This window comes from Bradyrhizobium sp. SZCCHNS30572, assembly GCF_032484415.1.
Lineage (GTDB): Bacteria > Pseudomonadota > Alphaproteobacteria > Rhizobiales > Xanthobacteraceae > Bradyrhizobium.
Map to the genome: position 1 here is coordinate 309,694 of NZ_JAUESY010000001.1, position 25,295 is coordinate 334,988.

Annotated in this window: 30 protein-coding genes; 21 read left to right on the forward strand and 9 right to left on the reverse strand. The window is 63.7% G+C overall.

Annotated elements, in window-relative coordinates; translation table 11 throughout:
• Positions 1-45: 45 nt before the first annotated feature.
• On the reverse strand, positions 46-570 hold the full coding sequence (locus tag QX048_RS01335; protein WP_315734617.1) for a prepilin peptidase: 525 nt from the start codon (positions 568-570) through the stop codon (positions 46-48).
• Positions 571-896: 326 nt separating this feature from the next.
• Positions 897-1,061 (reverse strand): Flp family type IVb pilin, encoded by a 165-nt coding sequence (locus QX048_RS01340; protein ID WP_231317342.1) that lies wholly within the window; start codon positions 1,059-1,061, stop codon positions 897-899.
• Between the two features lie 462 nt (positions 1,062-1,523).
• Between QX048_RS01340 and QX048_RS01345 the strand changes: the two genes are divergently transcribed.
• From QX048_RS01345 to QX048_RS01360, 4 genes are all read left to right on the forward strand, one after another.
• Positions 1,524-2,351 (forward strand): sterol desaturase family protein, encoded by an 828-nt coding sequence (locus QX048_RS01345; RefSeq protein WP_316191680.1) that lies wholly within the window; start codon positions 1,524-1,526, stop codon positions 2,349-2,351.
• A gap of 134 nt (positions 2,352-2,485) precedes the next feature.
• Complete coding sequence (locus QX048_RS01350) at positions 2,486-2,986, forward strand: pilus assembly protein N-terminal domain-containing protein (RefSeq protein ID WP_316169516.1); 501 nt, start codon at positions 2,486-2,488, stop codon at positions 2,984-2,986.
• Positions 2,987-3,296: 310 nt separating this feature from the next.
• Positions 3,297-3,842 carry a TadE/TadG family type IV pilus assembly protein gene (locus QX048_RS01355; RefSeq protein ID WP_315713819.1) on the forward strand — a complete coding sequence of 182 codons (546 nt, stop codon included), beginning with the start codon at positions 3,297-3,299 and terminating at the stop codon, positions 3,840-3,842.
• Positions 3,843-3,910: 68 nt separating this feature from the next.
• Positions 3,911-4,471 (forward strand): TadE/TadG family type IV pilus assembly protein, encoded by a 561-nt coding sequence (locus QX048_RS01360; protein ID WP_316172659.1) that lies wholly within the window; start codon positions 3,911-3,913, stop codon positions 4,469-4,471.
• A 195-nt stretch (positions 4,472-4,666) separates the two neighbouring features.
• Here the strand turns inward: QX048_RS01360 and QX048_RS01365 are convergent, their stop codons facing one another.
• From QX048_RS01365 to QX048_RS01375, 3 genes are all read right to left on the reverse strand, one after another.
• The gene (locus QX048_RS01365; protein ID WP_006612155.1) at positions 4,667-4,879 is read right to left on the reverse strand and encodes a cold-shock protein; all 213 of its coding nucleotides are present in this window, start codon (positions 4,877-4,879) and stop codon (positions 4,667-4,669) included.
• 301 nt (positions 4,880-5,180) lie between these two features.
• The gene (infA, locus tag QX048_RS01370; RefSeq protein WP_315804701.1) at positions 5,181-5,471 is read right to left on the reverse strand and encodes a translation initiation factor IF-1; all 291 of its coding nucleotides are present in this window, start codon (positions 5,469-5,471) and stop codon (positions 5,181-5,183) included.
• A 24-nt stretch (positions 5,472-5,495) separates the two neighbouring features.
• Positions 5,496-6,905 carry a DEAD/DEAH box helicase gene (locus tag QX048_RS01375; RefSeq protein ID WP_316191679.1) on the reverse strand — a complete coding sequence of 470 codons (1,410 nt, stop codon included), beginning with the start codon at positions 6,903-6,905 and terminating at the stop codon, positions 5,496-5,498.
• Positions 6,906-7,413: 508 nt separating this feature from the next.
• Here QX048_RS01375 and urtA point away from each other — a divergent pair.
• From urtA to QX048_RS01450, 15 genes are all read left to right on the forward strand, one after another.
• Positions 7,414-8,736, forward strand: a complete 1,323-nt coding sequence (urtA, locus tag QX048_RS01380) for an urea ABC transporter substrate-binding protein (protein ID WP_315713823.1) — start codon at positions 7,414-7,416, stop codon at positions 8,734-8,736.
• 88 nt (positions 8,737-8,824) lie between these two features.
• Complete coding sequence (gene urtB, locus QX048_RS01385; RefSeq protein ID WP_410051200.1) at positions 8,825-10,438, forward strand: urea ABC transporter permease subunit UrtB; 1,614 nt, start codon at positions 8,825-8,827, stop codon at positions 10,436-10,438.
• Positions 10,435-11,598, forward strand: a complete 1,164-nt coding sequence (urtC, locus tag QX048_RS01390; protein ID WP_315713824.1) for an urea ABC transporter permease subunit UrtC — start codon at positions 10,435-10,437, stop codon at positions 11,596-11,598. Before urtB ends, urtC begins: the two co-directional genes overlap by 4 nt.
• A 4-nt stretch (positions 11,599-11,602) precedes the next feature.
• Complete coding sequence (gene urtD / locus QX048_RS01395) at positions 11,603-12,364, forward strand: urea ABC transporter ATP-binding protein UrtD (RefSeq protein ID WP_316172657.1); 762 nt, start codon at positions 11,603-11,605, stop codon at positions 12,362-12,364.
• A gap of 3 nt (positions 12,365-12,367) precedes the next feature.
• Positions 12,368-13,063, forward strand: a complete 696-nt coding sequence (gene urtE / locus QX048_RS01400) for an urea ABC transporter ATP-binding subunit UrtE (protein ID WP_315713826.1) — start codon at positions 12,368-12,370, stop codon at positions 13,061-13,063.
• 58 nt (positions 13,064-13,121) lie between these two features.
• Positions 13,122-13,958 carry an urease accessory protein UreD gene (locus QX048_RS01405; protein WP_316200332.1) on the forward strand — a complete coding sequence of 279 codons (837 nt, stop codon included), beginning with the start codon at positions 13,122-13,124 and terminating at the stop codon, positions 13,956-13,958.
• Positions 13,959-14,006: 48 nt separating this feature from the next.
• The gene (locus QX048_RS01410) at positions 14,007-14,309 is read left to right on the forward strand and encodes an urease subunit gamma (protein ID WP_315713828.1); all 303 of its coding nucleotides are present in this window, start codon (positions 14,007-14,009) and stop codon (positions 14,307-14,309) included.
• Positions 14,310-14,439: 130 nt separating this feature from the next.
• Complete coding sequence (locus tag QX048_RS01415; RefSeq protein ID WP_315713829.1) at positions 14,440-14,745, forward strand: urease subunit beta; 306 nt, start codon at positions 14,440-14,442, stop codon at positions 14,743-14,745.
• 4 nt (positions 14,746-14,749) lie between these two features.
• A complete protein-coding gene (locus QX048_RS01420) occupies positions 14,750-15,289 on the forward strand; it encodes an HD domain-containing protein (protein ID WP_316193502.1) in 540 nt (179 codons plus the stop codon).
• 54 nt (positions 15,290-15,343) lie between these two features.
• Entirely contained in the window at positions 15,344-17,059 is a 1,716-nt protein-coding gene (ureC, locus tag QX048_RS01425) for an urease subunit alpha (RefSeq protein ID WP_315713832.1), read from the forward strand.
• Between the two features lie 47 nt (positions 17,060-17,106).
• A complete protein-coding gene (locus QX048_RS01430; RefSeq protein WP_315713833.1) occupies positions 17,107-17,406 on the forward strand; it encodes a putative quinol monooxygenase in 300 nt (99 codons plus the stop codon).
• Positions 17,407-17,448: 42 nt separating this feature from the next.
• Complete coding sequence (gene ureE / locus QX048_RS01435) at positions 17,449-18,066, forward strand: urease accessory protein UreE (RefSeq protein WP_315713834.1); 618 nt, start codon at positions 17,449-17,451, stop codon at positions 18,064-18,066.
• Positions 18,053-18,775, forward strand: a complete 723-nt coding sequence (locus QX048_RS01440; RefSeq protein WP_315714368.1) for an urease accessory protein UreF — start codon at positions 18,053-18,055, stop codon at positions 18,773-18,775. The genes ureE and QX048_RS01440 overlap by 14 nt, the downstream gene beginning before the upstream one ends.
• A 68-nt stretch (positions 18,776-18,843) precedes the next feature.
• Complete coding sequence (ureG, locus tag QX048_RS01445; RefSeq protein ID WP_315713835.1) at positions 18,844-19,467, forward strand: urease accessory protein UreG; 624 nt, start codon at positions 18,844-18,846, stop codon at positions 19,465-19,467.
• A gap of 293 nt (positions 19,468-19,760) precedes the next feature.
• Positions 19,761-21,416, forward strand: a complete 1,656-nt coding sequence (locus QX048_RS01450) for an HWE histidine kinase domain-containing protein (protein WP_315713836.1) — start codon at positions 19,761-19,763, stop codon at positions 21,414-21,416.
• A gap of 130 nt (positions 21,417-21,546) precedes the next feature.
• Here the strand turns inward: QX048_RS01450 and QX048_RS01455 are convergent, their stop codons facing one another.
• Both QX048_RS01455 and QX048_RS01460 read right to left on the reverse strand, forming a co-directional pair.
• Positions 21,547-22,095 carry a sigma-70 family RNA polymerase sigma factor gene (locus QX048_RS01455; RefSeq protein ID WP_006612137.1) on the reverse strand — a complete coding sequence of 183 codons (549 nt, stop codon included), beginning with the start codon at positions 22,093-22,095 and terminating at the stop codon, positions 21,547-21,549.
• Complete coding sequence (locus QX048_RS01460; protein ID WP_315713837.1) at positions 22,096-22,332, reverse strand: NepR family anti-sigma factor; 237 nt, start codon at positions 22,330-22,332, stop codon at positions 22,096-22,098.
• A 196-nt stretch (positions 22,333-22,528) separates the two neighbouring features.
• On the opposite strand from QX048_RS01460, the gene QX048_RS01465 reads away from it, so the two are divergent.
• Positions 22,529-23,332, forward strand: a complete 804-nt coding sequence (locus QX048_RS01465) for a response regulator (RefSeq protein WP_315713838.1) — start codon at positions 22,529-22,531, stop codon at positions 23,330-23,332.
• Positions 23,333-23,410: 78 nt separating this feature from the next.
• On the opposite strand, the gene QX048_RS01470 is transcribed toward QX048_RS01465, so the two are convergent.
• Positions 23,411-23,896 carry an energy transducer TonB gene (locus tag QX048_RS01470; protein ID WP_316191676.1) on the reverse strand — a complete coding sequence of 162 codons (486 nt, stop codon included), beginning with the start codon at positions 23,894-23,896 and terminating at the stop codon, positions 23,411-23,413.
• A 378-nt stretch (positions 23,897-24,274) separates the two neighbouring features.
• Here QX048_RS01470 and QX048_RS01475 point away from each other — a divergent pair, with 378 nt between their 5' ends.
• Positions 24,275-24,715 (forward strand): hypothetical protein, encoded by a 441-nt coding sequence (locus QX048_RS01475; RefSeq protein ID WP_316191675.1) that lies wholly within the window; start codon positions 24,275-24,277, stop codon positions 24,713-24,715.
• A 91-nt stretch (positions 24,716-24,806) separates the two neighbouring features.
• Here the strand turns inward: QX048_RS01475 and QX048_RS01480 are convergent, their stop codons facing one another.
• Positions 24,807-25,250, reverse strand: coding sequence for a hypothetical protein (locus tag QX048_RS01480; protein WP_316169505.1), 444 nt, complete (start codon positions 25,248-25,250; stop codon positions 24,807-24,809).
• Positions 25,251-25,295 lie beyond the last annotated feature (45 nt).

Below are 25,295 nucleotides of genomic sequence, written 5' to 3' on the forward strand. Positions count from 1 at the left end.
TGAGGCGTATCTAAATCGCCTTAACACCGCGTTGACACGGTGTGTTCAGAGCAATGCAAGGCGCGCAGCGTCGATCGCCTTCACCCAATCGGTCTCCGGATAGACCATCAGAGCGCCCAGGGCGAGCGCGATGCCATAGGGCACGCCGCTCTCCTTGGCGTGCAGGCGTGCAAGCCAGGGTTGCCCTGCCAGCATGTAGGGCAACGGCCATTGCCGGAACTGCATGAGGGCGAGGGTGAGCACGCCGCCGAAGATCGAGGCGTACAACAGGTAGTTCATCAGGTGGGCGAAGCCGAACCACAGGGCGGCGGCGGATGCGACCTTGGCGTCACCGCCGCCGATCCAGCCGAATGCAAAGCAGGTGAAAGCAATCACCAGCAGGGTCGCGCCCGCGCCCAGATGCATCAGCATGTCAGCCATGCTCATCCCGCTCAGCGGCGCCAGAACCAGGAAGCCGGCGACGAGCGCCAGGGAGACCCGGTTCGAAATGGTCATCGTGAACAGGTCGCTCGCCGCGGCAAAGGCCATCAGGGCCGGAAACAGCAGAAGGCGCGCGAGATCGAGGGTCATGGGCTCTCAATGGCATCGACGCGGGGCATGGGTGCGCCGCTGCGCCAGAGCCTAGCTGCAAGAAATAAACGATCGGGAAACAGCCGGAATGGCTGGCTGGTTGTCATTCTCACCAGACGCTGACGATGCGGGCCGCCAGAGCGAGGATGGACAGGCCGAGGCCGCCGCAGATCCAACGCAAGGCGACGTCGGCCCCGCTGGACGGAGGCCGGGACGCGGCTGCGGACAAAACGTGGTTACGCATCACTGAACGCCGCGAAGCTGAATGTGGAAATGATAAAGGCCCCGGATGTCCGGGGCCTTTTTTGCTCGGCCGTGACGACCGCTTACTTCAGCGAGGTGTTGATCGCGCCGAACTTGGAGCTCAGGCTGGAGCCGAGACCGTTCACCGCGGCAATGATCGCGAGCGAGATGCCGGCGGCGATCAGACCGTATTCGATCGCGGTCGCGCCGGATTCATCCTTCACGAAGCGAGCAAGAAGATTCTTCATAGGTAACTCCATGTACACGTGGCTGGTCGAACAAACTCTGGTCGTTGCGGCGTTCTCAGCACCGTGACCATGCGGCCACCGTAGGGGGCAGGAATTTCGGCGTAGTTAATTCGGTCGCCGAAACACGGCGACAAATGGCTGTTATTGTGCAGAGTAAACATTGGATGAAGCGCGGCACGACCATTCGAAATAACGCATGGCCACGCCGCAGTCGGTCTCGCTGAAAAGACGAGCGCAGGGTTTTGGCCGTCATGCCCGGCCCCATCCATCGCCAGGCCTGCTCCGCATTCCACACTATCCACACGATATGCATGGGGCCGTGTCGACCTGGCTGGTGGAGCATGTGGCTCGAGGTCGATCGCGCTGGGCCGATCGGCAGGGCGGTTCTGCGGGCGCGCAGGTTCACGGCTCCTTAAGCGCCAGGGAGTACCCCTCGGAACAGTTCATGAGATGAGGAATGTGATGTCCGGTCTGCCATGGGAAGTCGCGCTGATGCTCGGCCAGACCATCGAGAAGGTGTTGCCGATCACCTTGATGCTGGCAGTGGTGTTCTCGGTGCTCAGTCACTTCTGGGCCTGCAATCCCGGCAAGCCGTGGTGGCAGAAGCGCGAGCTCGTCACCGACGTGGTCTACTGGTTCTTCGTGCCGGTGTTCGCGCGGGTGCTCCGCATCGGCTTTCTCGTGCTCGGCGCCAGCGTTGTCTTCAAGATCCGCGACGCCGACGAGTTGATCGCCTTCTATGAAAACGGGCACGGCCCGCTGGCGCAGCTTCCCGAATGGCTGCAGGGGGTGCTCTTCCTCGTGCTCTCCGACTTCATGCTGTACTGGATGCATCGTCTGTTCCATGGCGGCGAGTTCTGGAAATACCACGCGGTTCACCATTCGTCGGAGGATCTCGAGTGGATTTCGGCGGCCCGCTTCCATCCGATCAACCTGATCCTCGGCACGATCGCGGTCGACGTCATCCTCTTGATGGCCGGCATCTCGCCCAATGTCATGATCTGGGTCGGACCGTTCACGACGTTCCATTCGGCCTTCGTCCACGCCAATCTCAACTGGACGCTGGGCCCGCTGAAATATGTCCTCGCCACACCCGTCTTCCATCGCTGGCACCACACGTCGATGGAGCAGGGCGGCAACACCAATTTCGCCGGCACGTTCCCGATCTGGGACATCCTGTTCGGCACGTTCCGGATGCCGGAGGGGCAGTTGCCCATGGCCTATGGCAAGGACGAGGCGACGATGCCCGGTGAGTTCGGCGGTCAGCTCGCCTTTCCGTTCCGAAGATGACGTGTTCTGCAACCGCCCGAGGCTTTATCGCGACGTTTGCAGATCATTCACCAATTGAGCGCAGATTTGCCGCGTCGGGCGCCGTCACCGCTGCGTATCGCTTGAGACGGCTCGTCAATGTCCCGGGGTTGAGTATGTCGTTCTGTGTGTCGCGTCGTCCTAGTGTTTCCCTCGCATTGCGGGCGGCTGTCGCCGCGGTGTTGCTGTGGCCGGCTGCCGCCTTGGCGGAGCCTGATCCCGCCATCGCCGTGAATGTCGACCAGGCCAAGCTGGTCAAGTTGCCCGACCGGGTCGCGACGCTCGTCGTCGGCAATCCGATGATCGCCGATGTGACCTTGCAGAGCGGCGGCATCATCGTCGTCACCGGCAAGAGCTACGGTGCCACCAACTTCATTGCGATGGATCGCGGTGGACAGGTGCTGATCGATCGCCAGATCCAGGTCGCCGGACCCACCGACCAGCTCGTGACGGTGTATCGGGGCGTCGATCGCGAGACCTATAGCTGCATGCCGATCTGCCAGCGCCGGGTGACCTTGGGCGACGGCGACAACTACTTCAAATCGGTGCTCGACCAGGCTGGAACGATGTCCAGCACGGCGAGCGGCAACGCGGCAGCGGCCTCGAAGACCAACTGAACGCTGGCCTGGCCATGCTTGGCCGGGTCGATGGCAGCGCCTGACCGGATCTCCACGCGCCTCCGCACCGACGATGCGGTGAGCCTTGCCGCCGGTGCTGCGGCTGGATCGCCCGATTCGTTTGGTTTCGATGATCGGGTCGGGCAGGTGGCGCGCTGCCTCGAAGGGCTGGCTGCGAGCGAACCCCCAAGCATGGTTAGCGGGACGTTGATGCGGCGGGCCATACTGTCCGTATTGTAGGAAACTCTTTCCCAAGGAGTTTCCGCTATTCGTTTCACTCAGGTTGATGCCTTCCAGTCCGGATGACCCCATGCAAGCCCCCGTCTCCTTGACCGCTTCGATGCGCCGGCTGTTGCGCCGCTTCCGGCGTAACCGGCGGGCATCGGCCGCGCTCGAATTCGCGCTGGTCGCGCCGGTCTTCTTTGCGCTGCTGTTCGCGATCATCGAAACGGCGCTGATGTTCTTTGCCGGCCAGGTGCTCGAGACGATCACGCAGGACTCGGCGCGCATGATCCTGACCGGACAGGCGCAACAGGGCGCCTATACGCAGTCGCAGTTCGCGAGCTACGTCTGCACCCAGGTTCCCGCGCTGTTCGACTGCAACAAGATCTATATCGACGTGAAGAGCTACTCCTCGTTCGGGAGCGTCTCCATCAGCAACCAGATCGACAACAGCGGCAACTTCGTCAACAACATGACCTACAGCCCGGGCGCGGCCGGAGACATCGTCGTCGTCAGGCTGTTCTATCAATGGCCGATCTTCGTGACGGGGCTCGGCTACAACATCGCCAATCTGAGCGGCAGTAAGCGCCTGCTGGTAGGTACGGCCGCATTCAAGAACGAGCCGTATTCATAACGCTGACCTCGCGAGCTTCTTCTGAGTGACACCAGGAATTCATCATGCCGTTGGGAAGAATGCCGGGTATGTCTTCGAGCCTGCGCCTGTGGCGTCGCATCGACGCCTTCGCTGCCGATCGTCGCGGTGTCGCGGCCACCGAGTTCGCATTCATCGTGCCGCTGATGCTGGTGATGTTCTTCGGCACGGTCGAATTCTGCTCGGCCATCGCCGTTGACCGGAAGGTCACCTTGATGGCGCGCACCCTGTCGGATTTGACCTCGCAATCGACCTCGGTCGGCGACAGCGACATGTCGAACTTCTTCGCCGCCTCGACCGGCATCATGTACCCGTATTCCACGACGCCGGTGAATGCGACGATCACCGAGCTCTATGTCGATCCCACCACCAAGCAGGCGACGGTGAAGTGGAGCAAGGGATCGACGCCGCGAACCGTCGGCATGACGGTCGGCGTGCCGGCTGAATTGCTGGTGTCCGGCACCTATCTGATCTTCAGCGAGGTGAACTACCAGTACGTTCCGACGATCGGCTACGTCATGGGCAAGACGGGCGTCAATCTCAGCGACGTCGCCTATACCCGCCCGCGGCAGTCGACCTGCGTGATGTATAGCCCGGCGACCTCCTGCTGAGGTGAGGGCTGCCGCGACGGAGCCCGCCCGCCCCGGGGCCGCAGTCGCGCGCGCCTGCGAACCGGAGCGACCGACACTACGGTCTTTCGGACGAGCAGAACTCGGCGGCAAATATCAAGGCAATAAAAAAGGCCGCGCAAGGCGGCCTTTCGTTGTCCAGACGGGCAATCGCATACGCGATCGCCCGGGCGTCGCTCAATTGGCGGCGCGGAGATTGTCGGCCGACGACTTGCCCGAACGGCGGTCCGCCACGATCTCGTAGGAGATCTTCTGGCCTTCCCGCAGCGTGCCGAGACCAGCGCGCTCGACGGCGCTGATGTGCACGAACACGTCGTTGCCGCCGTCGTCCGGCTGAATGAAGCCATAGCCCTTGGTCGCGTTAAACCACTTCACGGTTCCCATGCTCACGGGGTAGTTCCCTTCTCAGATACCAAATGCGTAGCCCAGTCTCCTGGGCTGGTTAGATCGAATTTTTGGAAGGGTCGTCAGCGTCTGAACCGGCTGTACCGGTAATAGCTAATCTCGTCCGGCCGAAAATCGATTGCGGGATATATTATTGGAAATGCCCGCGCAAAACAATCCTGAGCTGCGCGAGAGTGCATGATTTTTTGACGCGCCGGCTCGACGCCGACGCGCTGAATTGTCGCTGATTGCGCAAGGCTTGATCAATCCGCCGGGCCGGGCGGAACATTGCTCCGCCCCAATGCCCCTAGCGCCGACGGAACTGGCCGCCGCGCTGCGCTGCGCCACGCGGAGGACCGCCGGGCGAGCTGGGACGCTCGTCCTTGTGGCGGAAGATCAGCCGGCCCTTTTCGAGGTCGTAGGGCGACATCTCGACCGTCACGCGGTCTCCCGCGAGCGTCTTGATGCGATTCTTTTTCATCTTGCCCGCGGTGTAGGCGACGATCTCGTGCCCCGCGTCGAGTTGTACCCGATAGCGTGCGTCGGGAAGGATTTCGGTGACCAGCCCTTCGAACTGGATCAGCTCTTCCTTAGCCATGTCTTTCTCCAGATCGATAGACGTCTAGTTTGGCCGTTGGTTGCGGTTTTGAGCGTGGTTTTTGGGTCTGCCCTCGCGATGCAGGAAAGCAACGCCTTGAATCGACCCGGCCTTGCCGCCGCCTTGCGACGGCCGCTGGGGCTCCTGACGATTGCCTGGCAGAGGCGCCATCTTAGCATTGGAACGACGGTGACGGCGAGGGCCTTTTGCGGCGGTGCCACCGTCGTTGGTCCGCGCATTCTGCATGCCAGGACGGCCACCGCGCTGAGGCGGCTTGGCCGGTGCAGCGGCCTCGCGGAGGCCGGGCGTGCGGCGATCGTCGCGCGGCAGCGAGATCTTGATCAGCCGTTCGATGTCGCGAAGGTAGGACAGCTCGTCCGATCCGGCCACGAGCGAAATCGCAACGCCCTCGGCGCCGGCGCGCGCCGTGCGGCCGATCCGGTGGACGTAGGTCTCGGGCACGTTCGGCAGGTCGAAATTGACGACATGGCTGACGCCGTCGACGTCGATGCCGCGGGCCGCGATGTCGGTTGCGACCAGGGTTCGGATCTCGCCGGTGCGGAACGCCGCCAGGGTGCGCTCGCGGTGGTTCTGCGACTTGTTGCCGTGAATCGCCTGGGCGGGGATGCCGGCTCTTTCGAGGCTCTTCACGACCTTGTCGGCGCCGTGCTTGGTGCGGGTGAACACCAGCGCGCGGTTGACCGGCTCCTGCTTGAGCAACTGAGCCAGAAGGTTCGGCTTGGCCGAGTGGTCAACGTGGATGACGCGCTGGGCAATGCGCTCGACCGTCGAGGAGACGGGGGTCACCGCGACTCGCGCGGGGTCGCGCAGCATGGCGTCCGCGAGCTCGGCGATGTCCTTAGGCATGGTGGCCGAGAAGAACAGCGTCTGCCGCTTGATCGGCAGCTTGGCCACGATCTTCCGGATGTCGTTGATGAAGCCCATGTCGAGCATGCGGTCGGCTTCATCGAGCACCAGGAACTCGACATGGGTCAGCTTCAAAGCGTTGCTCTGAACCAGATCGAGCAACCGGCCAGGGGTGGCAACCAGCACTTCGAGGCCGGGCATGATAGCGCGGACCTGGCGCCCCATCGGCACGCCGCCGATCGCGAGCGCCGAGCTCAGCCGGATGTGCCGGCCATAGGTGTTGAAGCTGTCGAGGATCTGACCCGACAATTCGCGGGTCGGGCTCAGCACCAGCACGCGTGCCGTCTTCGGCTGCGGCTTGATCCGGTTCAGCAGCAAGCGGTGCAGGATCGGCAGCGCAAACGAGGCCGTTTTGCCGGTTCCCGTCTGGGCGATGCCGATCACGTCGCGGCCTTCGAGCGCGAGCGGGATGGTCTGGGCCTGGATCGGGGTAGGGGTGGTGTAGTTCTCTTCCTTCAGCGCGCGCGTCAGCGCGTCGGCGAGGTTAAAATCCTGGAAGGATGTCAAAAGATGGGGCTTTCCATAAGAGGATAAGGCCCGTGTCGGCAGGCAGCCGGACGCGGGTGGGTGGTTGAGAGACACCCGCGTGTTTGGAGCGCCTAGATTGGATGGGTGAGAATGCGAAGCCAGAAGCTCTGGTCGAGCTAAAGAACACGCGGCTTGCAAAGATCCGGCCGATTCGCCTTGATCTACCAGCTATATGGAACAGATGGACGGCACTTTCAAGGCCGGTGCGCAACGGATTGGCTTTCCGGGTGGTACTCGGCTGCTTTAAATTTAGCCATTCAAAACAAAGTGCACAAATCCTGCGCTGTATGCCATCTGATTAATCATCTTGCTTGCTCAATCCGGCAGCAGAAGGTCGCGGTACCTCTCTGCGAGAACGCCCAGTTCCACTTTTATGTCAATGCCTTACCAGATGTGCACGGCATGGCACACTTCTTGCGATTCTGCCTGCGCAGACCGCCGGCCGCCTTGGCTGCGAAGCAGGTCTGCGTCAGGGAGATATTACCTCATGCTTACTCGACTCACTCGGGAATTAACGGCGCCGTTCAGCCGCCGTCGCTGGCTGGCTGCTGCTGCCGGCCTGGCGCTCGGCGCAGCCGGCTTTGGCCCGGCCAAGGCCGCTGACGACACCATCAAGATTGGCGTTCTGCATTCTCTGTCCGGCACCATGGCCATCAGCGAGACCACGCTGAAGGACACGATCCTGTTCTTGATCGACGAACAGAACAAGAAGGGCGGCGTACTCGGCAAGAAGCTCGAGGCCGTCGTGGTCGACCCCGCTTCGAACTGGCCGCTGTTCGCCGAGAAGGCGCGTGAGCTGATCACCAAGGACAAGGTCGCGGTCGTGTTCGGCTGCTGGACCTCGGTGTCGCGCAAGTCGGTGCTGCCGGTGTTCAAGGAGCTCAACAGCATCCTGTTCTACCCGGTCCAGTACGAGGGCGAGGAGAGCGAGCGCAACGTGTTCTACACCGGTGCGGCGCCGAACCAGCAGGCGATCCCGGCGGTCGACTACCTGATGAAGGAAGAGAAGGTGAAGCGCTGGGTGCTGGCCGGGACCGACTACGTCTATCCGCGCACCACCAACAAGATCCTGGAAGCCTACCTGAAGTCCAAGGGCGTGGCTCAGGACGACATCATGATCAACTACACGCCGTTCGGTCACTCCGACTGGCAGACGATCGTCGCCGACATCAAGAAGTTCGGCTCGGCCGGCAAGAAGACCGCCGTGGTCTCGACCATCAACGGCGACGCCAACGTTCCATTCTACAAGGAGCTCGGCAACCAGGGCATCAAGGCCAAGGACATTCCGGTCGTCGCGTTCTCGGTGGGTGAGGAAGAGCTCGCCGGCATCGACACCAAGCCGCTGGTCGGCCATCTCGCCGCCTGGAACTATTTCGAGTCGATCAAGACCCCGGCCAACGAGAAGTTCATCAAGGATTGGCAGGCCTACACCAAGAACCCGAAGCGCGTGACCAACGACCCGATGGAAGCGCATGTGATCGGCTTCAACATGTGGGTGAAGGCGGTGGAGAAGGTGAAGTCGACCGATCCGGACAAGGTCATCGACGCTCTCCCGGGCACCGAGGCGCCGAATCTGACCGGCGGCGTGTCGAAGATGCTGCCGAACCACCACATCACCAAGCCGGTGTTCATCGGCGAGATCAAGGGCGATGGCCAGTTCAGTGTCGTCTACAAGACCAAGGACCTCGTCCCCGGCGACGCCTGGTCGAAGGAGCTCGAGGGCTCGAAGGACCTGATCGGCGACTGGGTCGGCAAGAAGTGCGGCAATTTCAACGTCAAGACCAACAAGTGCCTGGGCTCGGGCTCCTGATCTCGACCTGACGCGACCATGACGACAGGAGAAGGCGGCGATGTTGCCGCCTTCTCCTGACCTCCTGAACTCCTGCCGGGGTTGTCCAGTGCCTGCTCTTTTTCTGGCGATCATTCGCCGTCTGCTTGTTTTGCTCGCCCTGATCGCCGTTTCCGTTCCCGCCTTCGCAGCCAGTTTCGAAGAGTCCGTCGCGAAGTTCGCGAACGATGATTTCTCGGACACGGACGAGGCCGTCGGCGAGATCGCCGTGTCGGGCAACCCGCTGGCTTTCCCGATCATCAGCGCGCTCCAGGACGAGCGGCTGATGTTCGATGCCGACACCAAGAAGGTCTTCATCAAGCAGGCCGACGGCAGGATCATCGATGCTGCCACCGGCGCCGCCGTCGACAAACTGCCCGACAATGCCGCCGCCGTCAGCCTCAACAACCGGCTGCGCCGCAGCGTCGATGCCGCGCTCGGTGGTTTGACGCTGCTGTCGCCGGATACCAACACGCGCCTGACCGCCGCAAGATCGGTGTTCAAGTCGCATGACGAGGCGACGTTGCCGACGGTGGAGTCGGCGCTCGCCAAGGAAACCAATCGCGCCGTGAAGCAGGCGCTGACCGAGGCGCGTGCCGCCATCCTCCTGTTCAAGTCTGACGCCAGCGAGGTCGACAAGCTCGAAGCCGTCGCCACCGTGAGGGCGCGCGGCGACCAGGAAGCCCTGGCGCTGCTGACGGAGATCGGCGGCGCGGACCAGCCGGCAACCGTCGCCAAGGCCGCGGCGAGCGCGATCTCGTCGATCCAGAGCTCGCTCGCAATCTGGTCCGGCGTGCAGAACGCCTGGTACGGCCTGTCGCTCGGCTCGGTGCTGCTGCTGGCGGCCATCGGCCTTGCCATCACCTTCGGCGTCATGGGTGTCATCAACATGGCCCATGGTGAGATGGTGATGCTCGGCGCCTACACCACCTTCGTCGTCCAGGAGGTCATCCGCACGCGCTACCCGGCGCTGTTCGACTATTCGCTGCTGATTGCCGTCCCGCTCGCCTTCCTGGTGGCCGGCGCGATCGGCGTGCTGATCGAGCGTACCATCATTCGCTTCCTCTACGGGCGTCCGCTGGAGACGCTGCTCGCCACCTGGGGCCTGTCGCTGATCCTGCAGCAGGCGGTGCGCACGGCGTTCGGTCCGACCAACCGCGAGGTCGGCAATCCCTCCTGGATGAGCGGTGCGTTCGAACTCGGCCAGATCACCATCACCTACAACCGGCTCTGGATCCTCTGCTTCACGATGGCCGTGTTCGCCATCCTGCTGGCGATGCTGCGTTACACCGCGCTCGGCCTGGAGATGCGTGCAGTGACGCAGAACCGGCGCATGGCGGCGTCGATGGGCATCGCGACCTCGCGGGTCGATGCGCTCACCTTCGGGCTCGGCTCCGGTATTGCCGGCATCGCCGGGGTGGCGCTGTCGCAGATCGACAATGTCAGTCCGAATCTCGGCCAGAGCTACATCATCGACTCCTTCATGGTCGTGGTGTTCGGCGGCGTCGGCAATCTCTGGGGCACCTTGGTCGGCGCCTTCACGCTCGGCATTGCCAACAAGTTCCTGGAGCCGGTCGCCGGCGCCGTGCTCGGCAAGATCGCGATCCTGGTGCTGATCATCCTGTTCATTCAAAAGCGCCCGCGCGGGCTGTTCGCGCTCAAGGGCCGGGCGGTGGAAGCATGATGCCGCACGTCCTCACCCGGTCGCTGGACCGCGCTGCGACCGTCTTCGTGCTCGTCGTCGCCGCCTGCGGCGTGCTGATCCCGCTGTCCAACCTGCTGCTGCCGGCCGGTTCGGCGCTGCAGGTGCCGACCTATCTGGTCGCGCTGTGGGGAAAATATGTCTGCTACGCGATCCTGGCGCTCTCCATCGACCTGATCTGGGGTTATTGCGGCATCCTCTCGCTCGGTCACGGCGCGTTCTTCGCGCTCGGCGGCTATGCGATGGGCATGTATCTGATGCGCCAGATCGGCACCCGGGGCGTCTATGGCAATCCGATCCTGCCGGACTTCATGGTGTTCCTGAATTATTCCAAGCTGCCCTGGTACTGGCACGGCTTCGACATGTTCTGGTTCGCGGCTTTGATGGTGCTCGTGGTGCCCGGCCTGCTCGCCTTCTGCTTCGGCTGGCTCGCCTTCCGCTCGCGCGTCACCGGCGTGTATCTGTCGATCATCACCCAGGCGATGACCTACGCGCTGCTGCTCGCCTTCTTCCGCAATGATTTCGGCTTCGGCGGCAACAACGGCCTGACGGACTTCAAGGACATCCTCGGCTTCAACGTCCAGGCGGAAGGCACCCGCGCCGCGCTGTTCGCGCTGAGCTGTCTCGCGCTCATTCTGGCGTTCCTGATCTGCCGGGCCGTTGTGTCGTCGAAGCTCGGCAAGGTGCTGATCGCGATCCGCGACGCCGAGTCGCGGACGCGTTTCCTCGGTTATCGTGTCGAGTCCTACAAGCTGTTCGTGTTCACGCTGTCGGCGTGCATGGCCGGCGTCGCAGGCGCGCTCTACGTTCCTCAGGTCGGCATCATCAACCCATCCGAGTTCGCGCCCGGCAATTCGATCGAGGCCGTGATCTGGGTCGCGGTCGGCGGCCGAGGCACGCTCGTAGGTGCTGCGCTCGGCGCCGTCGTCGTGAACTACGCGAAGACGTTCTTCACCTCGGGCGTGCTGGCGCCCTACTGGCTGTTCATGCTCGGCGCATTGTTCGTGCTCGTCACTCTGCTGCTGCCCAAAGGCATCATCGGCACCTTCAATTCCTGGTGGGATCAGCTCGGCAGCAGGAGGCTGAACGCCGAGAGCGCCGCCCGCGAGGACGGCGTCACCGAACCCAAGATGGCGGAGTGAGCGCATGAACGTGATGGACACCCGCGCGACGTCGTCGCTGCTCTATCTCGACGGCGTGCACGTCTCGTTCGACGGCTTCCACGCCATCAACAATCTCTCGCTGACGCTCGAGCCCGGCGAGATGCGCGCCATCATCGGCCCGAACGGGGCCGGCAAGACCACGATGATGGACATCATCACCGGCAAGACCAAGCCCGACGAGGGCACGGTGCTGTTCGACGGCAAGACGGATCTCACCCGCCTCGACGAGACCCGCATCGCCGAGCTCGGGATCGGCCGCAAGTTTCAGAAGCCGACGGTGTTCGAGAGCCAGTCGGTCGAGGACAACCTGCTGCTCGCGCTCAATGTCGATCACAGCGTCAAGGGCACGCTGTTCTGGCGCGGCTCGAGGAGCGAGTCCGAGCAGATCGACCGGGTGCTCGAGACCGTGCGGCTCAAGGATGCCAGACGCAAGCTCGCCGGCAGCCTGTCGCACGGCCAGAAGCAGTGGCTGGAGATCGGCATGCTCCTGGCACAGGACCCGAAGCTGCTGCTGGTCGACGAACCGGTCGCTGGAATGACCGACGTCGAGACGCATCAGACGGCTGAGCTGCTCAAGGAAATCAACAAGGATCATACCGTCATGGTCGTCGAGCACGACATGACCTTCGTGCGCGAGCTCGGCGTCAAGGTCACCTGCCTCCACGAAGGCACGGTGCTGGCCGAGGGCACCATCGATCAGGTGTCGTCGAACGATCGGGTGATCGAAGTGTATCTGGGGCGCTAGGCGATGTTGGACGTCAAGGACATCAACCTCTATTACGGCGCCGCCCAGGCGCTGCGCGGCGTCTCGATCGCGGCGGAGCCCGGCAAGGTCACCTGCGTGCTCGGGCGCAACGGCGTCGGCAAGACCTCGCTGCTGCGGGCGCTGGTCGGACAATATCCGCTGGCCTCCGGCAGCATCACCTTCGATGGCGCCGACATCACCCATCTCAAGCCCTATGAACGGGCGCGCAAGGGCATCGGCTTTGTGCCGCAGGGTCGCGAGATCTTCCCGCTGCTCACGGTGGAGGAGAACCTCAAGACCGGCTTCGGACCGCTGAAGCGCAGCGATCGCAGCATCCCGGACGACGTGTTCTCGCTGTTTCCGGTGCTGGAATCGATGCTCGGCCGCCGCGGCGGCGATCTTTCCGGCGGCCAGCAGCAGCAGCTTGCGATCGGCCGTGCCATGGTGATGCGGCCAAAGCTCCTGCTTCTCGACGAGCCGACCGAGGGCATCCAGCCCTCGATCATCAAGGACATCGGCCGGGCGATCTCGTATCTGCGCAATCTCGGCAATATCGCGATCGTCCTGGTCGAGCAGTATCTCGACTTTGCCTGCGAACTCGGCGACAACTTCGCCGTCATGGATCGCGGCGCGGTGAAGTTCACCTGCACCCGCGCCAATCTCGATCAGGCCGAGATCAGCCGCCAAATGGCGCTGTGATCATCACGTAGCTTCTCGACGCGGTCTCGCCCGCGTCTGGTCCCAGGGGAGGGGATCGATGCGGGCCGATCCCGCCAGCGCCGCTGCCGACATCTTCGAGGCCAACCGCGCCCGAGGCGCGGTGCGCTTCGACGTGCGGCTGCAGGACGGCGTGACGCGGCGCCATCATCTGCATGAATCCGGCTCGCTGCGGGTGCGCTTTCCCTCGCCCGAGGACGATGGCCTGTCGGCGATGTTCGTCAACACGGCCGGCGGCATCGCCGGCGGCGACCGCTTTGCGATCGAGGTCGCGGCCGGCGAGGGCAGCCGCGTCACGCTGTCGAGCGCCGCGGCCGAAAAGGTCTATCGCGCCGCTGGCAAGCCCGCAGAGCTCGATATCGCGCTGACCGCCCATGCGGGTGCCCACATCTCCTGGCTGCCGCAGGAGACCATCCTGTTCGACCGCTCTCGCATCCATCGCCGGATCGACATCGACCTTGCCGATACCGCCTCGCTGTTGTTGTGCGAGATCGTCGTGCTCGGCCGCACGGCCATGGGCGAGCGCATGCGCGAGGGCGAGTTCGTCGATCGCTGGCGGGTGCGGCGCGGCGGCAAGCTGGTGTTCGCCGAGACGGTCCGCCTCGACGGCGACATCGGCGACAAGCTGGCGCAGCCGGCCATCGCCAACGGCGGCGCGGCCATCGGGACCGCGCTGATCGTGCCGGGCGACGCCGCGCTGGTCGAGCGCATCCGAGAGAGCCTGCCGGCCTTCCGGGGAGAGGTCGCGCTGTCGGCCTGGAATGGATTTGCAATGGCCCGCTTCTGTGCCCAAGATGCCGCAAGCCTGCGCGCCGACATGATGGCGGTGCTCGGCTGTGCTTCGAATGGACCGCTGCCGCGGCTGTGGCTCAACTAGACGTTTACCAACTGATGACTACCAGAAGACCATCACCAGAGAGTCCGCATGAACCTGTCTCCCCGCGAAAAGGACAAGCTCCTGATCTCGATGGCCGCCATCGTGGCCCGCCGCAGGCTCGATCGCGGCGTCAAGCTGAACCACCCCGAAGCGGTCGCGATCATCTCCGACTTCATCCTGGAAGGCGCGCGTGACGGCCGCACCGTGGCCGAGCTGATGCAGGCCGGCGCCCAGGTCCTGACCCGTGATCAAGTGATGCCCGGCATCCCCGAGATGATCCACGACATCCAGGTCGAGGCGACGTTTCCGGACGGCACCAAGCTGGTCACGGTGCACGAGCCGATCCGGTGAAGCGAGCCCAACTCTTTCGGTCGTCATGCCCGGGCTTGACCCGGGCATCCACGCTGTTCGATCTGAATGGAAAAACGTGGATGGCCGGGTCAAGCCCGGCCATGACGCATGGAAACCTGCGAGGTAACTCATGATCCCCGGCGAACTCTTCATCCAAGACGGCGAGATCGAGCTCAATGCCGGCCGCAAGACCGTGACCCTGTCGGTCGCGAACACCGGCGACCGGCCGATCCAGGTCGGCTCGCACTACCATTTCTTCGAGACCAATCCGGCGCTGAAGTTCGACCGCAGACGCGCGCGCGGCATGCGGCTCGACATCGCGGCCGGCACGGCCGTGCGCTTCGAGCCGGGCCAGACCCGCGACGTGCAACTGGTCGCGCTCGCCGGCAAGCGCATGGTCTATGGCTTCCGCGGCGACGTCATGGGCAAGTTGTAAGCCGATGCTGACCGGATTGTGCCTCGTTTCCGAAGCCGCCGAGCTGGCGGCGCGCCGTCACGCCGGCCAGCAGCGCAAGGGCCGCGACGATGAGCCTTACATCAATCATCTCGCCGAGGTCGCAAACATCCTGTCGGCAACCTGCGACGGCGAGGATGCCGAGCTCGTCGCGGCAGGCTGGCTGCACGACACCATCGAGGACACCGATACGGCCGCTGATGAGCTGGCGGAGCGCTTTGGGTGTCGTGTCGCCGACCTCGTCGTGGAAGTCACTGATGACATGACCCTGCCGAAGAGCGAGCGGCGCCAGGTCCAGGTCATCGCCGCGCCCGGCAAGTCCGCTGGTGCCAAGCAGATCAAGATCGCCGACAAGATCAGCAACATCCGCGCCCGCATCTTCTTCGAGCCGGACCTGGAGCAGCAGCTCGAGCTGATGGAGTATCTCGGCTGGGCCGAGCAGGTCGTCGCCGGCTGCCGCGGTGTCAACCCGCGGCTCGATGTGCTGTTCGATGAGACGGTTGCGAATGCGCGGGGAACGCTGTGAGCCGATCGCCGGTGTCTCGACATCACGACAAGCAGAGCTAATTGGGGGCCAACGATGTCCGTCAAGATCAAGCGTTCCGTCTACGCCGACATGTTCGGTCCCACGACCGGCGACAAGGTCCGGCTCGCCGACACCGACCTGATCATCGAGGTCGAGAAGGACTTCACCACCTATGGCGAGGAGGTGAAGTTCGGCGGCGGCAAGGTCATCCGTGACGGCATGGGCCAGTCGCAGGCGACCAACAAGCAGGGCGCCGCCGACACGGTCATCACCAATGCGCTCATCGTCGATCACTGGGGTGTCGTGAAGGCCGACGTCGCGATCAAAGAGGGCATGATCTCAGCGATCGGCAAGGCCGGCAATCCGGACATCCAGCCCGGCGTCACCATCGTGATCGGCCCCGGCACCGACGTGATCGCGGGCGAGGGCAAGATCCTCACCGCCGGCGGCTTCGACAGCCACATCCATTTCATCTGCCCACAGCAGATCGAGCACGCGCTGATGTCGGGCGTCACCTCCCTGCTCGGCGGCGGCACCGGCCCGTCGCACGGCACCTTCGCGACCACCTGCACGCCCGGCCCGTGGCACATCGGGCGGATGATGCAGTCGTTCGATGCGTTTCCTGTGAACCTCGGCATCTCCGGCAAGGGCAATGCGTCGCGCCCGGCCGCGCTGGTCGAGATGGTCAAGGCCGGTGCCTGTGCGCTGAAGCTGCACGAGGACTGGGGCACGACGCCGGCGGCGATCGACAATTGTCTCTCGGTCGCCGACGATCACGACGTCCAGGTGATGCTGCACTCGGACACGCTGAACGAGTCGGGCTTCGTCGAGGATACGATCAAGGCCTTCAAGGGCCGCACCATCCACGCCTTCCACACCGAAGGCGCCGGCGGCGGGCACGCGCCTGATATCATCAAGGTCGCCGGGCTGAAGAACGTGCTGCCGTCGTCGACCAACCCGACGCGTCCGTTCACGCGCAACACCATCGACGAGCATCTGGACATGCTGATGGTGTGCCACCATCTCGATCCGTCGATCGCCGAGGATCTCGCCTTTGCCGAGAGCCGCATCCGCAAGGAGACGATCGCGGCGGAGGACATCCTGCACGATCTCGGCGCGCTCTCGATGATGTCATCGGATTCGCAGGCGATGGGCCGGCTCGGCGAGGTCATCATCCGGACCTGGCAGACCGCCGACAAGATGAAGAAGCAGCGCGGCGCGCTGCCGCAGGACAAGGGCAAGGACAACGACAATTTCCGCGTCAAGCGCTACATCGCCAAATACACGATCAACCCGGCGATTGCGCATGGCGTGTCGAAGCTGATCGGCTCGGTCGAGAAGGGCAAGCTCGCCGACCTCGTGCTGTGGTCGCCCGCCTTCTTCGGCGTCAAGCCGGACTGCGTCATCAAGGGCGGCACCATCGTCGCCGCGCCCATGGGCGATCCGAACGCCTCGATCCCGACCCCGCAGCCGGTGCATTACCAGCCGATGTTCGGCGCGTTCGGCAAGTCGTTGACGGCTTCGTCCGTGATCTTCACCTCGAAGGCGGCCATCACCGGCGGGCTCGCCCGCAAGCTCGGCCTTTCGAAGAAGCTCTACGCGGTGCAGAACACCCGCGGCAGGATCTCGAAGAAGAGCATGATCCACAATGATGCGACGCCCAACATCGAGGTCGATCCGGAGACATACGAGGTGCGGGCCGACGGCGAGCTCCTGACCTGCGAGCCGGCCGAGGTGCTGCCCATGGCGCAGCGCTACTTCATGTACTAAGCTTCCGCCCGGTACCAGAACCAGAAAAGTACCGGGAGGACGAGTTCGTGATCTATGTCGTTGCCACCTTGACCATCAAGCCCGAAACCCGTGCGGAATTCATCGCCGCTGCGGCTGCCTGCATTGCGGGGACCCGCAAAGAACCCGGCAATATCGCCTATGATTTGCATGAGAGCGTCACCGACCCGAGCAAGATGGTCTTCGTCGAGCAGTGGGAGAACGCCGAGGCCTTGGTGCCGCACCGCGCGACCGAGCACATGAAGACGTTCGGGCGCGTCGCGGTCAAATGCATGTCGGCCCCGCCGAAGATCGAGATCATCACGCCTGAGAAGGTCGATGTCCGCTGAGCGGAATAAGAGTGAGCGCAATAAGAGAATGAGAGTTTCAGCATGATCCGCGCGACACGCGTGCTCGGGCAGCATCGTTGGAAGGAGGCTGCCGCCGATTCCGTCCTGCTCGATTTCGATGACCGGCACCGGCGGCGGCTGGTGATGACCGGAACGCGTGGGCTGGAGTTTCTGCTGGACCTCGAGCACGCTACCGCATTGCGCGGTGGCGATGCCCTGGTGCTGGAGGACGGCCGGCTGATCGAGGTCGTGGCGGCGGCCGAGCCGCTGCTCGAGATCCGGGCTTCCGATCCGCATCATCTGGTGCGGCTGGCCTGGCACCTCGGCAACCGGCACCTGCCGACGCAGATCATGGCCAAGAGCCTGCGCATCCGCCGCGACCACGTGATCGAGGCCATGGTCAAGGGTCTCGGCGCGCGCGTCATCGAGATCGAGGCACCGTTCGATCCGGAAGGCGGCGCCTACGCCGAGCCCAGCCATGCGCACGGCCACGATGATCATGATCACCACGGTCACGATCATCATCACGATCATGCCGGGCACGATCACGCGCATCACGGCCACGACGACGGCCATGCACATGATCATCACGTGCATGACGAGCACTGCGGCCATGACCATCACGATCACGGTCATTCCCATGCTCATGAGCACAAATGAGGAGGGGGCTCGGCCGGCTGCAATCAGGGCCGCGGATTCGGCTGCGCTGTATCGGCTGCTGACATGGCTGTCGCCGGCGTTTCCGATCGGCGGCTTCTCCTATTCGAGCGGCATCGAATGGGCCGTGGAGGCAGGCGACATCGGCGATGCGGCGGAGCTGCGCGGCTGGCTCGCGACGATGCTGACCAACGGCTCCGGCTTCTGCGACGCGGCTTTCCTCGCGCACGCGTATCGCGCGGTCGAGCTCGACGATATGGCCAGCCTCCGCGAGGTGGCCGAGCTTGCGGCCGCGTTCGTACCGTCGCGCGAGCGTCAGCTCGAAACCACCGCGCAGGGCCGGGCCTTCATCGAGATCGCGCGGTCCGCCTGGAACTGCGCAGGCCTCGACGAGGCGGTGGCGCGCTGTGAGACCATCGTCTATCCGGTCGCCGTGGGGCTGGTCGGCGCGCTTCACGGCGTTCCTCTGGGACCCCTGCTGCACGGCTTTCTGCACGCCCTGACGTCGAACTGGATTTCCGCCGGCAGTCGTCTCGTACCGTTGGGGCAGACCGACAGCCAGCGCGTGCTCGCCGCGTTGGAACCTGTCGTCGCCGCGACGGCGGACCGCGCTCTGCTCGCCTCGCTCGATCACATCGGCGGCGCAACGTTCCGCTCCGATCTCGCAAGCCTTCATCACGAGACGCAATATACAAGGCTGTTTCGGTCGTGATGAAGCGGGGCAACGGCTGCTCGATCACGGCCCCGCGCGGTCGCGCGCACGACAGAAGGATAAATGACATGGCATCGTCTCACGGTCCGCTCCGCGTTGGCGTCGGTGGCCCGGTCGGGTCCGGCAAGACTGCGTTGATGGATCTGCTCTGCAAGTCGATGCGGGAGCACTACGACATCGCTGCGATCACCAACGACATCTACACCAAGTGGGACGCGGAGTTTCTCGTTCGCTCGGGATCGCTGACTCCGGATCGTATCGCCGGCGTGGAGACCGGCGGCTGCCCGCATACTGCGATCCGCGAGGACGCGTCCATGAACCTCGCCGCCGTGGCCGACATGCGAGCCAAGTTTCCCGGACTCGACCTGGTGTTGATCGAGTCGGGCGGCGACAACCTCGCCGCAACGTTCTCGCCGGAACTCGCCGATATCACGATCTACGTCATCGACGTCGCGGCGGGCGACAAGATCCCGTCGAAGGGCGGACCGGGTATCACCCGCTCCGACCTTCTGGTGATCAACAAGATTGACTTGGCACCCCATGTGGGCGCTTCTCTGGAGAAGATGGAGACGGATGCCAAGCGCATGCGCGGCTCACGGCCCTTCGTCATGACCAACCTGAAGAAGAGCCAGGGGCTTGACCGGATCATCGGCTTCATCGAAGCCAAGGGCGGTCTGAAGCCGTCGGCCTGAGCGCGGGGACGGATCTGCGTCGCACGGCTCTTCGTTGCTCGATGCGTCTGCTGGAATGACCGACGTAAAAAAGCCTCATCCGGCCGGAACAACTTGAGCCCTCGGGTGTTGCCTCGACCCGGGGTGCGCCTTGCCCAAGGCGTCTCGGCGCCGATGCACCGGTATCCTGGGATCGCTATCCGCTGATCGCTCCGATCACTTCCGATCGCCCCGAGGTGCGTCCTTGAGTTGCAGGCCCGGTTATTGGATGACTCGTCTCCTCCTTCGCCAACCCTTTACTTCAGAGTGAACGAGTGCTCCGGCTGGGTGTCATCATCGGTTTGATCGCGCTGGTCGGGACGGCGCTGTCCGGCTTGGCCGCCTATCGCGTACACGACCAGGAGCTGGCGCTCGATCGCATTGCGCTGGCCCGTGCCATCGACGTCCATGCCAGCCTCGTCCAGGACCGGCTGACCGAACGTGAGCTGCTGGCCCGGGTGGCCTCCGGGCTGTTCCGCGCTCCCTCCGTGATCAAGGCAAATATGCTGGAGCCGCTGCGATCGTCGATCTACGCGTTCAAGACCGACTTCGTGGTGGCATCGTGGATCGCACGGCTGCGGCCGGATGAGCTCCCCATCGCGCAAGCCGAGCTGCGTCAGGCTGGCTTCCCGAATCCAACCATTCGCAATTTCGACGACATGCCGCTCGGGCCGAACGTCGATCGTCCGTTGGACGTTCTGATGGATCTCGAGCCACGCAATGCCGAGACCTCGAAGCTTCCCGGTATCGCACTCGACCGGCAGCCGATCGTCGGACCGATGCTCGCGCGTGCCATGGCCGAGGGCAAGCCGGTCGCATCCGATCCCACTCCGCTGGTGCGGAGCGATGGTCCGATCGGGATCGTGCTGGCAGCCCCGGTTGTCCCGCAAGGTGCCACTGCGCCGGCGGGCTTCGTGACGTTTTCCTACGAGATCGGGCCACTGCTGCTCACCAATGACGATCTGTCGTTGTTCTCGGTGGCGTTGAAGGATCCGCGCAACGCCTCGGATGAGCTGGTTGCCAACGATCAGGGGGCGGTGACGAGCCGGACCCGCAGGCCGGACGATCCTGCTCCGTCGTCGACCCGCACCGTGGCCTTCGGCAATCACGACTGGTCGCTGGTCTATTACGCCAAGGGCAATGCGGTCCGGCGCGCGCAACAGACCGCGGCGATCGTCGGCGTCATCGGGATGGCGCTGACCGGTATCATCTGCGGCCTGTTCGGCTACGTCGCCTACAACAATCTGCGCCTGAGCCGCGAAATCCAGGTGCGGATCGGCTTCGAGCGCCGACTGACGGCGGTCATCGACGAGCTGAACCACCGGGTCAAGAACATCCTGGCGGTGATCCAGTCCATCGTGACGCGCACGCTGCGTCATGGCAGCGACATGGACGTCGCACGCGAGCTGCTGATCGGACGGATCCATGCGATGTCGAACGTCGTCACGCTGCTCAGCGAGAGCCAATGGCAAGGCGTGCAATTGCGCGGACTGTTCGAAGCTCGCGCGATCCCGCATGCGGACAGGATTGCGGTCAACGGACCCGACATCACCGTGAGCGCGCGTGCCGCGCAGAGCCTGTCGCTGCTGTTTTTCGAACTCGCCTCGCACTCGGACGAAGGCCTCTCGCTCGTGGGAAAGCACCCGCACATCACCGCCAAATGGGAGGTGACCGGCGAGGAGCCGAATGCCGTCTTCCACTTCCGTTGGGAGGAATTGAACACCAGTGAAGCAACGCGGCGGCCGGACAGCGATTTCGGACTGATCCTGCTCGATCGCGTGGCACCGGAGGCGCTCGGCGGCACGTCAAAGCGCTTCTTCACCGAGGCGAGCTATGTGTATGAGCTGACCGCTCCGATGGAGACGGTGATCGACATGACCGAGCGCGATCGCACCGAGCAATTCTCCGCGCCGGTGCATCCGGCGCGATAGCCGCAGCGCTCGTCGGCAAACAGGATGCCAGAGCGCACGATGCCCGAGTGCAAGTGATCAACAACAACAAGAAGAGGCGGCTCTTTCGCGAGCCGCCTCCTTGCTGGTTCGTTTGCGACGGCTTGGCTGATCAGCCGCCGCTGCCGCCGATCACCGCCCGCACGGTCTCGTCCGGGCCGAAATCCTCGGCGCCTTCGACATAGAGCAGCGCTGCCAGCTTCGAGCGCGCGCGGTTCACGCGGCTCTTGATGGTGCCCACCGCGCAGCCGCAGATCGCTGCCGCATCCTCGTAGGAGAAGCCCGATGCACCGACCAGGATCAGCGCCTCGCGCTGGTCCTGAGGCAGCTTCTCGAGCGCCGCGCGGAACTCCTCGAACTCGAGATGCGCGCCCTGCGAGGGATGCGTCTTGAGCGTCTTGGCGTAGTTTCCTTCGGCATCCTCCACTTCGCGCCGGCGTTTGCGGTAGTCGGATCGGAACAGGTTGCGCAGGATCGTGAACAGCCAGGCAGGCAGATTCGATCCCGGTTGAAACGAGTCGATGTTGGCCAGCGCCCGGAGCAGGGTTTCCTGCACGAGGTCGTCGGCACGATCGCTGTTACCACTCAAGGAAATCGCAAATGCGCGAAGGCTGGGGACGGCCGCGAGGATATCGTCCCGCAAGGAATCAGTGAGAGGCATTCACTCCCTCCCGTCGGTTTGGTCGTTGGATCCCCCGCCGTTCTCCACGTGGGACTGTGCTGCCGGCGCATCAAGCTTCCGCACCAGATCCGCGAAGCGGTCCGGCACTCCCTGACGGACGACGTCGTCGTACATCGCGCGGAGTTGATGACCGATTCTGGATTGAATTTCCGCGTTCAGTCCGCCGGGCTTGCGCGGTGCCGCATTCTTGCTGGCTTGAGACTTTACATCTTTCATGACCTTTTCCACGTTTCCCCGAGAGTTAAGTCCCTGAAGCTTCAAGAATTATTCTCGCCACCGAGAGGGTCTGTCGGGAACTAATGCGACGGGGCGATAAAAGTTCCACGCGTTTGGGGAACTTTTCGTCGGTTCGGGCGTAATCAGCTCATCATGGAACCCGGGCGGGAAGCCCAGATGACCGAATGGAGTGGGGATGAGCCGATCACAGCTTGTTGCTGAACATTTGCCGCTTTTGCGCCGGTATGCGAGGGCCCTCACCGGCAGCCAGGGTTCCGGAGACGCCTATGTCGGAGCGATGCTGGAGGCCCTGATTCAGGATCCCGCTCTGCTGGACGAGCGCTATGGCCCGCGGGCTGCGCTGTTCCGGCTGTTCACGCAGATCTGGAACTCGGTGGCGCTCAACGACGACGCCGAAGTGGCGACTCTGCCGATGCCGCCGGAGCGGCGCCTCTCCAACATCACCCCCTTGCCCCGCCAGGCCTTCCTGCTGCTCTCGCTCGAGGGTTTTCCCGAGGAGGAAGTGGCCTTCATCCTCGACATCGACGTCGCGGAAACCCGCCGGCTGGCGGATGCAGCCGGACGTGAGCTCGCCGCCGAGATCGCCACCGATGTCCTGATCATCGAGGATGAGACCTTCATCGCGATGGACCTCGAGAGCCTCGTCAAGAATCTCGGTCACAACGTGATCGGCGTGGCCCGCACCCATGCCGACGCGGTGGCTCTGGCCAAGAACAAGAAGCCCGGTCTGATCCTGGCTGATATTCAGCTCGCAGATGGTTCGTCCGGCCTGGATGCCGTCAACGAGCTGCTGCGCACTTTCGAAGTGCCGGTGGTCTTCATTACCGCCTATCCGGAACGCTTCCTCACGGGTGAGCGGCCCGAACCGGCGTTCCTGATCTCCAAGCCGTTCCAGCCGGCCATGGTGTCGGCAGTCGCCAGCCAGGCTCTGTTCTTCCAGCGCAACTCGCGCAACAGGATGCCGAAGCCGGCAGCCTGATCAAGCCGCGCGCACAACGTCGCCCCGGCGCGTTCCTCACGGAGCGCGCCGGATTTCGTTGCAGCATCGAAGACGAGATCAGCAGCCGCGGCACACGCCGTCGAGCCGTGCCTTCAGCGTCGCGTCATTCGGCTTGGTCTCTTGGAGCTTCAACGTTGTCTCCTCAAGCCGGATGATTGCGGACGTCCGTCGAGGCGCGAACACGATCGGCACGAGAAAAGTGAGATCGCCGTCCGCCAGTTCCGGCGGCGGTGGCGCAAATGGTTGGGCTCGCTCCACCATCGCGAGCGCTTCCCGGTCGAGCGCGGGGTCACCGGTCGTTTCGGCCAGCACCGCCGAGATCAGGTGGCCTTCGCGGTCGATGTGAAACAGGACCTTGGCCGTCCCGCCCTGATCCGAGGCCTGCAGCGGATAGCGACGCTGAACCTTCAATTGTGCGACGAGGTTCTTGATCCAAGTTTCCCTGGCGCCGTCGGCCGCTGCAATCCCGGGAAACAGGCACACGAGAACCAGCGCCAGTCCAAACCCTCTCCGTACGCCGACGCGATCCAGCGAGCTCAGCATCCCTGTCCCCACGCGCGCGGACCATGAACGCAGCCGCGCTGCTTCAACATATAACCGGGACGAAAAGGGGATAAAGCGCCGCGAATGTCGGGGCCGCGATCTGACCGGAAGGGTGGATCAGGAAAGAATGCGGGGCACCGCCGGCATCACCACGGCGGTGCCCCGCGTCGCCGGTCAATGGGGCAGGGGGAATAACCGGCTGCCGAGATGACGCGCGACCCGAAAAGTCGTTCCGCGTGAGATCGAATTTTTTGGCGCCATGAAATTGAAGAATACCGCCGCAGTTTACACACGGTTAAGTGATTTGCCCAACCGAGAACCCAGTTCCTGCGACTTACGTTGGTATGCCGATCGCCTTACGGCGAGGGGAGCAGAGACATGTCGCAGACCAGGAAGGTTATCGTTTTGGGTTCGCTTGCGGCTTCCGCGATGCTCGTGGGCGCAATGCAACTGGCTTCAGGCCATGATCTTGGCGCCAACCTGCCGGCTCAGAGCCCCTCTCCCCAGCCGATCGTCGCAACCGCGAATGACGTGAACCGGGCCGCCAAGGCTGACCGCGCCAAACAAAACGGTACTGCGGCGCCGTCGCAGACTGTGTCGATCAAGCTGGCAGCCTTCGCGGAGACCTCCTTCTTGGTGCGGCTTCCCTTCAACCCCACGGGTGTAAGCGCGGGCTCGTTACCATCGCCGCAGGGATCGCAGCTCATCACCACCGGCAACGAGCGGCAGGCCGTCAAGCATCCGGTGGCGTGCGAGCCGTCGGTGTCCGTGCTGACGGAGATCGCCAAGCGCCTGCAACCGGGACGGTGTGTGACTTAGTTACAGCCCCTCGCACCAGGCCCGCGGCTCAAGCGGCGGATCAACGCCTGGCAAATGATAAAAGCCGTCCGATGACGGTCAGGGGCAGTCCTCACTCTGCGGGAGTTTGCTCCTCCGCGGCTGGGCGGCTGACCATGAATCCGAGCGCCAGACCGCCCACAGCCAGAATGGGAATCAGCCGCTTGATGCCAATCATGCGGACGATCTGCAGGCCGCTTGCCAACAACATCGGGTCTGCGAAAGCAGATTGGACTGCCGACCGCGCCGTTTCCGCGGTTCGCGCGGCACGACTCTCGATTGCGCGCTTGCGCGCCATGTAGCTGATTGCGGCCATCAACGTCACCACGAAGAAGATGGCGGCACCTGTGAGGCACGCGGCCACGAGCCCGTAACGATCCAGGACGGCGACAAAAGCTGCGGCGCACAGAAAGCTCGTGGTTACGAACAGTCCGACCGCTGCAGCGATTGCGAGCGATGTGAGCCGAACGGCATGCCCGGTCGATTCCTGGAAGTCCGCAATCAGGCGCTGCAGCATGTCATTCTCCTCCTCGTCTCGTTCATCTGCGCAACAAACTCAAAT